9 protein-coding genes are annotated in these 13,113 nt (G+C 40.1%); 5 read left to right on the top strand and 4 right to left on the bottom strand.

The window, feature by feature from the left end; genetic code table 11:
• The first annotated feature begins 293 nt into the window (after positions 1-293).
• Positions 294-965: a hypothetical protein gene (locus ABLB98_RS12495; protein ID WP_087544132.1), complete on the top strand. Its 672-nt coding sequence runs from the start codon at positions 294-296 to the stop codon at positions 963-965.
• Positions 966-1,017: 52 nt separating this feature from the next.
• On the opposite strand, the gene ABLB98_RS12490 is transcribed toward ABLB98_RS12495, so the two are convergent.
• Positions 1,018-2,841, bottom strand: a complete 1,824-nt coding sequence (locus ABLB98_RS12490) for an acyl-CoA dehydrogenase C-terminal domain-containing protein (protein WP_348882356.1) — start codon at positions 2,839-2,841, stop codon at positions 1,018-1,020.
• Between the two features lie 239 nt (positions 2,842-3,080).
• Here ABLB98_RS12490 and ABLB98_RS12485 point away from each other — a divergent pair, with 239 nt between their 5' ends.
• On the top strand, positions 3,081-5,408 hold the full coding sequence (locus tag ABLB98_RS12485) for a hypothetical protein (protein ID WP_348882355.1): 2,328 nt from the start codon (positions 3,081-3,083) through the stop codon (positions 5,406-5,408).
• Positions 5,409-5,474: 66 nt separating this feature from the next.
• On the opposite strand, the gene aroE is transcribed toward ABLB98_RS12485, so the two are convergent.
• Both aroE and hemF read right to left on the bottom strand, forming a co-directional pair.
• A complete protein-coding gene (gene aroE, locus ABLB98_RS12480; protein WP_348882354.1) occupies positions 5,475-6,263 on the bottom strand; it encodes a shikimate dehydrogenase in 789 nt (262 codons plus the stop codon).
• 133 nt (positions 6,264-6,396) lie between these two features.
• Positions 6,397-7,338, bottom strand: coding sequence for an oxygen-dependent coproporphyrinogen oxidase (gene hemF / locus ABLB98_RS12475; protein ID WP_348882353.1), 942 nt, complete (start codon positions 7,336-7,338; stop codon positions 6,397-6,399).
• A 232-nt stretch (positions 7,339-7,570) separates the two neighbouring features.
• Between hemF and hemN the strand changes: the two genes are divergently transcribed.
• Entirely contained in the window at positions 7,571-8,941 is a 1,371-nt protein-coding gene (gene hemN / locus ABLB98_RS12470; protein WP_348882352.1) for an oxygen-independent coproporphyrinogen III oxidase, read from the top strand.
• 51 nt (positions 8,942-8,992) lie between these two features.
• Here hemN and ribA read toward each other — a convergent pair whose 3' ends face one another.
• A complete protein-coding gene (ribA, locus tag ABLB98_RS12465) occupies positions 8,993-9,595 on the bottom strand; it encodes a GTP cyclohydrolase II (RefSeq protein WP_004660293.1) in 603 nt (200 codons plus the stop codon).
• Positions 9,596-9,900: 305 nt separating this feature from the next.
• Between ribA and dxs the strand changes: the two genes are divergently transcribed.
• A complete protein-coding gene (gene dxs, locus ABLB98_RS12460) occupies positions 9,901-11,796 on the top strand; it encodes a 1-deoxy-D-xylulose-5-phosphate synthase (protein ID WP_348882351.1) in 1,896 nt (631 codons plus the stop codon).
• A 122-nt stretch (positions 11,797-11,918) separates the two neighbouring features.
• Positions 11,919-12,749, top strand: coding sequence for an inositol monophosphatase family protein (locus tag ABLB98_RS12455; protein ID WP_348882350.1), 831 nt, complete (start codon positions 11,919-11,921; stop codon positions 12,747-12,749).
• The last annotated feature ends 364 nt before the right edge of the window (positions 12,750-13,113 follow it).

Below are 13,113 nucleotides of genomic sequence, written 5' to 3'. Positions count from 1 at the left end.
GATAAATCGCTGTTAATAATGAGATAGGGATGAACTGGTTTTTTTAAAGTTTAAACAGATGGGAGAATCGTTACGGTGTGTAAAAGGCTGATGGAAAAAACGACGGTATCACCTAAAATGCACCGACTTAAAGCATACTGCTTTGTTAATTTGCTATTTCATCAAGTTACGTCCGCCATAATTACCCATTTGAGGGAAGAGACGAATATTCAAATGCTTCCTATATTTTGCAGAACCATCGGATGTTTTTGAAAAAAGTGTGACAACGATGTTGATATTTGAGATTTGTGGATATGCAGTTCAGGTTCTTCTTACAGCATGTTAGTGTAGGATTTTTATTGAGTTTAGGCTTGAGTGCTTGTGATAGCTATCATCCAGATTCAATGAAAACATCAAACCAAGCGCAGCCAACTAGTGATGAAAGTTCTATTCCAGTGATGTTAGATGCTGAGCAAGCACGAACAAGTGCAAGTGAAGGAATGTCACTGACTGAGGTTGCTGGACAAGCAACAGTTCCTCATGTTGCTTCTAAACATATGACGCAACCGACTCAACAAGATATGCAATATGTTGGGCGCTATCATGCGCGTATTCCTTGTACTGATGCATTTGCTGGTTGTGTCAAAGATGAAAAAGAAGCGGAATATATCTTAAATTTATTAGAAGATGGTTCAGTTTATTGGACCAATACCAGTTTCGGGCGTTTGGGTTCAGATCCATCGCGCAATATGGCCAAAATAGAGCGAACCTGTAAGCAAGTGCAGTGGCATGTTGAGCCCACAGAACAAGAGATCGTTGTGCGCTGTGATGCGGTGGATGTGAATTTATATTATCGGATCAATCAGGACCAGAATCTTGTGATGGATCTGGATAAAATCTGGAATGGGGATCAGGGCCGCAACCGTAAGTTCTTTAAGGAATATCCATTTCCTAAAAAAGCCTATGTGTTTGAAAAGGCGGAATAGAAAAATTAGTATAAAAAAAGAGCGCATCAAGCGCTCTTTTTGTCAGTTCCGATTAGTAATCGAAGCTGAAGTGTTCTGGAGCAAGTGAAGTCAAAGTACGTGAAGTCGTTACCATTGATTCTGCGTGACCTTGTGCACGTGGCAATAAACGGTCAAAATAGAAATCTGCAACTTTGATTTTTGCTTTATAGAATTCAGGCGTTTCAATGCCGTTACCAGCTTCTAGTTTTTCAGAAGCAATCACTGCTTGTTGAGCCCAGAAATAAGCCATCATCACATAACCAGAGAACATCAAGAAATCAGCAGAAGCAGAAGATACGATGTCACGGTCTTTGCGTGCTGCAAGCATGATGCGAACAGTTAATGTGTTCCATTGAGCGCAAACCTTAGTTAAGTCCCAAGCGAAGCGACGTAAATACTTGTTGCGAGCATGTGCAGCACAGAATTTTAAGATTTCAGCAGTATAGTCACGAACAACTTTACCTTTTGAGCTTAAAAGAACTTTACGACCTAATAAGTCAAGTGCTTGGACACCCGTTGTACCTTCATACAATGTTGAGATACGTGCATCACGTGCGATTTGTTCCATGCCCCATTCTTTGATGAAACCATGACCGCCATATACTTGGATACCATGGTTTGCAGCTTCCAAACCTAATTCAGTCAAGAAACCTTTAAGAATTGGAGTATAGAAACCAAGTTTGTCATCGGCAGCTTCATAAGCAGCTTGATCACCACTTGCCAGCGCATCAGCCATTTTATCTGCAAGTTTTGCAGCGTGGTAGATCATTGAACGACCGCCTTCTGCAACCGCTTTTTGAGTTAACAACATACGACGAACATCAGCATGGTGAATAATCGCATCAGCTACACGCTCAGGCTCTTTCTTACCAGAAAGGGCACGCATAGACATACGATCTTTCGCATAAGGTAAAGCACCTTGGAAAGAAAGTTCAGCGTGTGCGATACCTTGAACAGCTGTACCAATACGTGCGGTGTTCATGAAGGTAAACATTGCATGTAAACCTTTGTTGACTTCACCGATGAGGTAACCTGTTGCATTGTCAAAGTTCAATACAGCAGTTGCTGAAGCACGGATACCCATTTTGTGTTCGATTGAACCACAAGATACGGTATTGCGCTCACCTACACCGCCGTCAGCAGTTGGGATGAACTTAGGCACGATAAATAAAGAAATACCACGGGTACCAGCAGGTGCGTCTGGAAGACGCGCAAGTACGATGTGGATAATGTTTTCAGTTAAATCATGCTCACCCGCAGAGATGAAGATTTTAGTACCAGAGATTTTATAAGTACCATCAGCAGCAGGTTCAGCTTTAGTTTTAACTTGACCTAAGTCTGTACCACATTGAGGTTCCGTTAAGCACATTGTGCCTGACCAAGTACCTTCAACCAGTTTAGGCATATAAGTCGCTTTTTGCTCATCTGTACCGAACTGGATGATGGTGTTCATACAACCTGTACTTAAACCAGGGTACATGGTGAATGACCAGTTTGCAGTACCCATCATTTCAGACTTGATGAGGTTTAAAGATATTGGCAGGCCTTGACCACCAAACTCTTCTGGGTAAGAAAGACCTTGCCAGCCACCCATGACGAATTGGTCATAAGCTTCCTTGAAGCCTTTAGGTGTGGTGACTTCGCCGTTGTTAAAGGTACAGCCTTCTTCATCACCCGATTGGTTCAGTGGAGAAAGTACGTTTTCGCAGTAATCTGCCGCACCTTCAAGAATCATATCAACGGTTTCAGCATCCGCATTTTGACCACTTGTCAAAGTTTGGTAATGTGCTGGATAATCTAACATTTCGTTCATTAAGAAACGAATATCGCGGAGAGGGGCTTTATAAGCTGGCATAATCTTAATCCTGTATTTGAATCATTTTGGATTATCTGTTTCGATACTTTGATTATTCATAATAGCGATAAAAATACATTGATAAACTCTAGGGAAAAAATTGTCAGAAAAGCTAATTTTCGAAATGAGTTGTGAGTAAGAAAATCATTTTTCTGTTAGAGTCTTCGCATATATTATATGTGAAAAATGATCTATTTTATAGTTGAAAATATAACGATATAAAGGTGTTTGGTAAAGCTATGCATTTAAAATATTTAACATTATGCTTGTTAGGTCTTAGTCTTTCTGCATGTTCACAGCATGTCATTAAAACCAATTCAGGTTCTCAGAATTTAGAGCAAAAGGCAATTAATAGTCTGAATGCAATGTATGAATATCCGAGTTACGATTATCGTGGCAAATTTAAAGTTCATGTTGACCTAGATCAAAATAAATCAAACACCTCGTCAGAAAAGGCAACCTTAGATGCAGCACTCAAACAAAAAGTAGATCAATATTTACAAGAGCAAAAGGTTAATTTAAACAGCAAACAGAAGCAGGCACTCTATAATGCTTTGGCACAACAGCCCAAAAGTTCTGGTGGTTCTAAAGCTGATAAATTTGCTCAGATCATGGCCAATATATTGAATGATATGCAATTTGAATATGATGGTTCTGTGCATTATCGTCAGAAAATGGGGTTGTTTAATCTGACAGCACGTTATGAAAAACCAACCTTGTTAGTTCAAGCAAAAGTGCCGATGGTCCTAGATTTAAATAATTATAAGTTTTATATCAATTACTTTGCTTTGATGCCGTATTTGGTGAACAAAGAAAATCAAAATAATTTAGCTTATTTGGATTTTTCAAAATATCAGGCAATGTTTAAGCAAGTGGATTACAAAAAATTTGCAGAGTATGTGAAAGCTTCAAGTGCTGTTTATTATCGTTTAGCTGATCAAAATAACATTCAAGCATTGTCTGTCTCCGCTGCTGATCGAAATTTAGGAGTAGTCGAAAAAATTCGCTTAAAAACATCGATTGAAGAATTAATTTTACAAGCGAATTTGTACAGCAAAGTGAATGAAAAATATTTAATGCAAAGCATTTTAAATATTAAAGGACAAAATTTAGAAAAGCTGATTGCTGATGAAACCAATGCTGCAAGTAAAACTAAACCTGATGCAGCGGCATCCATATTAGCGAGTAAAGATTCCGCAGATGATGCAAGTGTCGTCAGTCAGCAATTATATCGTTTAGTGAATCAGCACTTTGGTGTTGAAGATGAAGCTGATCCACAGGTATCCGATGCAGCGCAGCAAGCGATGGATGCTGCCAAAGAAGCAGGGATAGTCACTGACGATTCAGAATCAGCTGATGCTGCCGCAGATGCAGCTTCTTCCTCAGAAGATGAGCAAGGTTTAACAGAGGCCCAATGTACAGCGCTTCAGAATGCTCAACAGGCTGCTTATGGAGATGCACAGTATTGTGAAAGTATTTACGATATTGATGTTTTTAATACGAAAAAAGCCGAATCAGGTTTTCTATCTTATGTTGAAAAATTACAAAGAGTAGAAAAAGAATTTGCTGTATATGATCAAAATCAATTTATTGATGATCAGGCATTTAAAGCGCTGTGGATCAAGCATCAGGCTGAGATTGAAAAAGCATTGCCTCCTCAAGACAAACGTAATCCATTTACTATGGATATTGGTTTAGATGCACAAGGGCGAGCAGTTAAAATTGATTATGATTTGAATTATGCACTCCCTGAACTGAAGTCTCGTTTTAATCTTAAAGCAGATATGTTGATTTCCAATTATGGCCAAGCAACGCCAATTGATCAGGCTCAATTGAAACGAGCGAAAACATGGGCTGAAGCAAGCAAGGGTTCAATGCTCGAACAGGCAATTGGCAGCTTCTCGGAAAAACTAGGCCAGTCTGGCATTCAGGAACGTTCTGCACAGCCTTATACTCTGTCTCTGGATGACCAACTGAAAGTGATTGCGGAACAGCGTTATGATGCAACCCATTCCTATGAACAAACCTATAAAGCTGTATTTATTGCCAAGCTGACAGAAAGCCAGCCACAGGTTGTGCAGCGTTATTCCACTCAGGAGTTGCAGGAGATCGCCAGTGTCTACGCCTACTGGTACTCGGATGAGGAGGTGTATAACCCAGAGGGCAAGGCACTGAAAGCGATTGAGGGTTTACAAGGCAAGCACCACCTTGAACAGGAAGACCAATTTGATGACAAGCTAGGGCGCGCAGTAGACCGTATTGTGAACGATGCCATGCGTGGTGATCAGGATCGTCAGGCTCTGAAAAAATTAAAGGCGCAATATAAACAGCCACAGCAGCTATTTGCTCAACAGTATCAAGTTCAATTTGAGGGTGCTAATGGAGTTTCGAGTGAGGAAAAACCACTATTAGCACAAACCGCAACGATTTTGGGACAAGTATATGTCGATGCTCGTAAAAATCAGTTATCTGAAAAGAGCATTAAATCATTAAAGATTGAGCATAATGAATTCATTGATTATGAAATCTTTAAAGAAGTGTATTTGAAAATGCTAACGGCAAAATAATTGGCGATTACTTGAAAAGAACCTGCGCAATGCAGGTTCTTTTTTGCTTACTAATTTATAGATGGGTTATAAGAAATCTTTTAATTCAGGTTTAACCCCATTCCAAATAGAAAAAGCTTCAATTGCTTGACCCACCAACATACCAAAACCATCTGTTGATGGAACTTGACGCTCTTGAGCTTGATTCAAAAAGCTCGAAGGTTTGCCATAAGCCATTTCATAAGCATGGTGAAAAACCAAGCATTCAGGAAGCTGTAAAGTATCACCAGTTAAGCTGGCAGAAGTGGCATTGATGACAAAATCAAATTCACCAGCGAGTTGCTCCAAGCTGAGTGCTGAGAGTTGCGCCTGCGGCACGGCATCTTTTAAATCTGAGACCAATTGTTCAGCTCGAGCAAGTGTACGATTGGCAATGACAATCTGCTTTGCACCTGCTTGTACTAAAGGATAAATGACACCACGTGTTGCACCACCAGCACCTAAGATTAAAATGCGACTATTTTTCAGGTCCCAACCTAAGGTTTGAGTGGCGGCAACTAAACCCTGACCATCGGTATTATCTCCAAACAGTTTGCCATTTTGCATCCACAAGGTGTTCACAGCTTTGGCAATTTTGGCACGTTCAGTCAGTTGATCACATAAAGCAAATGCCTGCTCTTTAAACGGCACAGTTACATTCATGCCAACACCATTTTGATCGAAGAACGCTTTAACTGCGGATTCGAAACGATCTAGCGGAGCAAGAATTTTTTTATAATTCAAATCAACGCCTGTTTTTGCTGCAAAAGCATGATGCAATTCTGGTGAGCGGGATTGTTCAATCGGATTCCCAATGACAGCAAATTGTTTGGTCATACTTTTATCCAAAGTTGAAAGAGGGGACAGAGGCTATTAAACATATTTGAATGCTTATGCTGAGACAATATACGATAATCTTTAGGTACAAAAAAAGCACCTAAATTCAGGTGCTTTGAATTATTACAGTCAATTATTTATTTAAACTCAACCAATCTCTAGGTTTTAGATAATAATCTGTTAAGCGTTTTTCTATTGAGTCGGCATCCCATTCAGGGCGATACGACCAGCCTGCAAGATTCGGTAAACTCACTAAAATGGATTCAATACGTCCACCTGTTTGCAGGCCAAACAGGGTACCTCGATCGTAGACTAAGTTGTATTCAACATAGCGACCACGGCGATACAACTGAAACTCACGCTGCGCTTCGGTATACGGCTGCTCACGGTGCTTTTCGAAAATCGGCAAGATCGCTGCTAAATAACCATTACCAACGGCTTGAATATATTTAAAGCAAGTTTCGAAGTCCCATTGGTTCAAATCATCAAAGAATAAACCACCTACACCACGTTGTTCATCACGATGTTTTAAGTAGAAATAATCATCACACCATTGTTTATGTTCAGAATAAACATGTTCGCCAAATGGTTGGCATAAGTTATAAGCGGTTTGATGCCAGTTTTGAATATCTTGATCATCTGGATAGAAAGGTGTGAGATCAAAGCCACCGCCAAACCACCAAACAGGGTCTTGACCCTCAGGTTCAGCAACAAATAAACGTACATTTGCATGTGAAGTTGGGATATTGGGATTTTTAGGATGAATCACTAAAGAAACGCCCAACGCTTGTGCTTTTGCACCTGCGATTTGAGGATGGCGTTCCGTTGCAGAAGCAGGAAGTTTACTGATGTTGATGTGGGAAAACATGACCCCACCTTTTTCAATCACTTCACCATTTTGCAGAACTCGAGAGCGACCACCACCACCTTCGGTGCGTTGCCAATCATCAATGATAAACTCAGCGGTGCCACCGCCTGCACGTTCCTGTTGTTCTAATCCTGCACAAATACGTGCTTGTAAGTCGAGTAAAAACTCGCGAACACGTTGAATATCAGCTGAAGTTGGATGCTGCATTTCAACCTTCTAATCATTAAAAAAGATGGAAGGATATGTACCATGAAATCATAAAAAAAATAAGCTGATTTTGTGATTCAAACTGCAATTAGATAGTTGAACAGCTTAAAGGATCTAATCGATCTAACTATAATTATTCCGACCAAAAGGGTTGGTTGATTTCTTAGGTTAAGCTCAGCAGAATGTATTGATAATGCTTGTTGTTGCAAGCTGAACATCAGATAGGCACGTTATGACTCAAGTTCATTCACTCATTCAAAAATACAATGTTGCAGGACCACGTTACACCAGTTATCCGACTGTTCCGTATTGGCAAGAACAAGATTTTAGTTTGGAAATGTGGAAGCAAACTTTAAAACGGGCATTTGATGAGACAAATACGAGTGAAGGGATTAGTTTATATATCCATTTGCCATTTTGTGAAAGCTTGTGCACTTTTTGTGGTTGTCATAAGCATGTGACGAAGCGCCACGAAGTGGAACAACCTTATATTCAAGCCGTGTTAAAAGAATGGGAGTTGTACTGCCAGTTGCTTGTCGACAAACCGCGGATTAAAGAAATTCATTTGGGCGGAGGAACTCCGACATTTTTCTCTGTACAACACTTGATCGAGTTGATTAATGGGTTATTGGCAAATGCAGATATATGTGATGAATATGAATTTAGTTTCGAAGGACATCCGAATAATACGACTCGAGAGCATTTACAAGCCCTATACGACCTAGGTTTTCGCCGAGTGAGTTATGGGGTGCAGGACTATAACGAAAAAGTTCAGAAAGCAATTCACCGTATTCAGCCATTTGCTCATGTACAACAGGTTACAAAGTGGGCACGGGAAATTGGCTATACTTCGATTTCACATGATTTGGTCTTTGGCTTACCATTTCAGAACTTGACTGATGTGTTACACACGATTGAACAAACGAATAGTCTAAAGCCAGATCGTTTGGCATTTTATAGCTATGCTCATGTACCTTGGATTAAAGGCAATGGACAGCGTGGTTTTAAAGATCAGGACGTACCTAAAGATGAGTTGAAACGCCAGTTATATGAAGAGGGAAAGAAAAAACTTTTAGCACAGGGTTATCATGAAATTGGTATGGATCACTTTGCTTTGGAACATGACAAAATGTATCAAGCTTTCCAACAAGAAAATCTGCATCGTAATTTCATGGGGTATACCTCATCAAAAACGCAAGTCATGATTGGTCTAGGTTTGTCTTCAATTAGTGATAGTTGGTACAGCTTTGCGCAAAATGAAAAAAGCCTAGAAGATTATTATGTACGTTTAGAGAAGAATGAGATTCCTGTATATCGTGGACATCTTTTAACAGAAGAGGATTTAGTCATTCGCCAACACATACTCAATTTAATGTGTCGTTTCAGCACTTCATGGCAGAATAAGGCATTGTATTTTCCAGAGTTACCTGAAGTATTAGCACAACTAGAGGAAATGCAGAATGACGGTTTGTTAAAGATGACATCAAAGGATATTCAAGTAACCGAACAAGGTAAAGCATTCGTAAGAAATATTTGCATGGCATTTGATTTACATCTTCGCCGCAAAATACCCAATAATCGTATTTTTTCTATGACGATATAAAACAATCGCTTATTTTCGAATTATCATGAGCTTGATTGAATCAAGGATGACTTAGAAGTCATCCTTCTGGTAAAGATGATCCATACGCTCACGTTTGGTCTTTAAATATTGTTCATTAAATGGGTTACGACCTACTGTTAACGGTACACGCTCAACCACATTGATGTCTAAATCAGTTAGGGCTTTAAGTTTTAACGGGTTATTCGTAATTAACTTAACTTCTTTAATTTGTAGATGATCTAGCATAATGCTACACATATCATAACGACGTGCATCCGCAGGAAGATTTAATAACAGGTTTGCATCAACAGTGTCATGCCCTTGATCTTGTAAAGCATAGGCGCGGATTTTATTCGTTAAACCAATCCCACGACCTTCTTGGCGTAGATACAAAATCACACCTTGACCTGCTTCATTAATCAAACGTTGAGTCGCTTGTAATTGAGGACCGCAGTCACACTTTAATGACGCGAAAGCATCACCTGTTAAGCATTCTGAATGAATACGGACTAAAACAGGTCCTGTTGGGGGAGTTTCTAAACCTTTAGAAAGCGCCACATGTTCTTCGCCCGTTTGAGGGTCTTGAAACACAGAAATATTGAAGTCACCAAAAGCAGTTGGTAGCTTTGATGTTGCAATAAATTCAATCGGCACAGAGAGCTCGCTATGTTAGTAAAAACCGTCAAAGTATAGCTTAATGTGTGAAGATTGAGTGAATTGGAATTTCTGATTTTTCACATAAGTTTTTCTTTTTCATAGAAAGCACACAATAATGGTTGATAAACAGTGACATAATTCAGGATAATCTGTAAGTCAGTTGTTTAAGATTGGCTTGAGAATGTTCAGCACTACATCATTCGCACATGTGGCTGATTGAAGGTAGATCGTATTTAATTGTATGATTGCCCCCATTTAACCCAGCTTCGGATTTGCCAGGCTTAAAAAGGCTTTGCCACATTATGTTGTATACCGAAATTCCAACTCAACGTCCTGTTACGCCATTGTTAGATGGAATTGATCATCCACAACAATTACGTCAGCTCGAGCAAAGCCAACTCGCACAAGTGGCGGATGAGTTGCGTCAATATATTTTGTATGCGGCAGGGCAAAGCGGTGGCCACTTTGGCGCAAATCTTGGTGTAATCGAATTAACGGTTGCACTGCATTATTGTTTTAATACGCCGCAAGACCGTTTGGTTTGGGATGTGGGTCATCAAGCATATCCACATAAAGTACTGACGGGGCGTCGTGAGCGAATTACTACGATTCGTAGTAAAGATGGTTTAGCTGCTTTCCCTGCGCGTGAAGAATCTGAATTTGATACCTTTGGTGTAGGGCATTCGTCAACAGCAATTTCTGCAGGTCTAGGAATGTCGCTTGCGCGTCGTTATCAAAAAGATCCGTGTGATGTGGTTGCAATTGTTGGTGATGGTGCAATGACAGCAGGTATGGCATTTGAAGCCATGAATGATGCGGTTGCACATGATGCTGATCTGATCGTTGTTTTAAATGATAACGATATGTCGATTTCATGTAGTACGGGCGGTTTTGCGAGGCATTTGGCTGCAATTTGGGAAACAGGTCAACTGGTGAATGTCGACGAACATGGTCAAGCCTACGTTCAGCCACATCCGAAGTGGACTTATAACTCACGGTTACATCAGTCTGCAACAGATGCAGCGGATAACTTATTTAAAGCGATCGGTTTTGATTATTTTGGGCCATTTGATGGACATGATGTTGAGCAACTCACACAAGTTTTTCATGCGCTAAAAAAACGTAAAGGCCCTCGTTTAGTTCATATTTATACCAAAAAGGGTAAAGGATTTGCGCCAGCTGAAGCAGACCCGATTACCTATCATGCTATTACTAAAATTGCACCTACAGCATCTGCTCCTGCAAAAAAATCACCGCCTAAATACTCAGACGTGTTTGGACAATGGTTATGTGATGAAGCAGCGCAAGATGATCGTTTACTCGCAATCACTCCAGCGATGTGTGAAGGTTCAGGGATGGTTCAGTTTGCACAGCAATACCCTGAACGTTTCTTTGATGTTGCGATTGCTGAACAGCATGCAGTCACTTTAGCAGCGGGTATGGCGTGTGAAGGTTTAAAGCCTGTTGTCGCGATTTATTCAACCTTCTTGCAACGTGGTTATGATCAATTGATCCATGATGTTGCTTTGCAAAATCTAGATGTCACTTTTGGGATTGATCGTGCTGGTTTGGTTGGTGAAGATGGTCCGACCCATGCAGGTGCATATGATTATGCCTATATGCGTACTGTACCTAACATGGTGATCATGGCACCAAAAGATGAAAATGAATGTCGCCAGATGTTGCATACGGCATATCACTATAATGGACCAACTGCCGTACGTTATCCACGTGGTGTTGGTACAGGTGCTGAAATTCAACAGCAAATGACTGCTTTAGAAATTGGTAAAGCTGAAATCGTTGCGCAATTTAATCAGGACGCAGATCAGCAGATCAGTATCCTTGCTTTTGGTAGTCGTGTTGCAGCATCAGTTGAAGCAGCAGAATTATTTGCAAGTAAACATTCGGTTGCTGTACGTGTGGTCAACATGCGGTTTGTAAAACCATTAGATGAGCAGATACTTCGTGACTTAGCTGCAGACACAAAACTTTTTGTGACTGTTGAAGAACATGCCGTGATGGCAGGTGCGGGAAGTGCAGTGAATGAATTCCTCGCACAAGCAAAAATTGTAAAGCCAATCCTCAATTTGGGTTTGCCAGATGAGTTTTTACATCAAGCTACACATCAACAAATGCTTGCCGATTGTGGTTTGGATACGCATGGAATTTTAGCATCAATTGAACGTGCTTGGTTTTAGATAAAAAACGGAAATAATTTTTCGTAAACATTTTTCCCCTAAAAGCCCTTATATTTGATAGAATGTAAGGGCTTTTATGCATTATTCTTTGTCAAAATCTTCAAATTTGTAGTGGGTGTTCAATGGAACCTATGGTGGTTATGGCTGCGCGTGCGGCTCAAACAGTTGGTCAAGAGCTTTTAAAGGCACATCAAAATCGTCATAAACTCGATTTACAAGTTGAAGAAAAAGGCATTGATGGTCCAGTAACACGTGTTGATCGTTATTTGGAACAACTTACAATAGATACACTTCGCAAAAGCTATAAAAATCATAGTTTCCTAGGTGAAGAGTTTGGTATGCAAGAAGGTAAAGGTCACGATGCAGATTGGTGCTGGGTGATTGATCCTTTAGATGGTACTCAAAACTTTATCAACGGTTTTCCTCATTTCTGTATTTCTATCGCGGTACAACATAAAGGCGTAACTCAGCACGGTGTGATCTATGATCCAGTGCGTGATGAATTATTCTCTGCAAGTCGTGGTCGTGGCGCAGTCATGAACCAACGCCGTATCCGTGTCAATGTTAAAGACTCTTTAGAAAGCACATTCCTTGCGGTAGGTCATCCTTATCGTGCGAAGCGTAACGGTGAAATCGTTTCTTATGCAGAACAACATTTCGCTTCTTTGTTGGCTGTAACTAAATCATGCGCGCAAATCCGTCGTGGTGGCTCTGCTGCTTTGGATTTAGCTTATGTCGCTGCAGGTCGTTTTGATGGTTTCTTTGAGCTTGGTTTAAAACCGTGGGATATTGCTGCGGGTGAGTTGATTGTAAAAGAAGCGGGCGGTGTGGTTGTGGATGCTCGTGGTGGTAATGAATCATTTGATAATGGTCAAGTACTTGCTTGCTCATTGAAAATGTTAAAACCATTGATGCAAACAGTCGTTCCAGCTTGGGGCGATGCTGCAAAATAATTTGTGGATTTTTAGAAAAAGAGTAGCCATTGCTACTCTTTTTTATGCCTAATAATAGAAACACATAGAACAAGATGAAAAAAGAATAAAATAAATATATTTATCATATATGCCCACATAAAAGGTGGTGCATGCATAGCACTGCTATATGCAATTAAAAGTTGTATGAAAGTGATAGTGCTTAAAATCGTGCAACTTCTAAAGGGATATTTTTGAATAGATGAAGTCGATTCTAGAAAATATGTAACGATAAAATAACTAGAAAAAAATAAAGAAATTAGGATTACACCACCTATGGGGTAGTGATAAATATACTCTGGTTCACTCTTTATAAGAAATGGATCAAGTTGAAAACCGAAATAGA

The organism is Acinetobacter yuyunsongii, from assembly GCF_041021915.1.
In the GTDB taxonomy this organism is placed as follows: domain Bacteria; phylum Pseudomonadota; class Gammaproteobacteria; order Pseudomonadales; family Moraxellaceae; genus Acinetobacter.
This window is presented reverse-complemented; position numbering and strand designations above follow the sequence as displayed.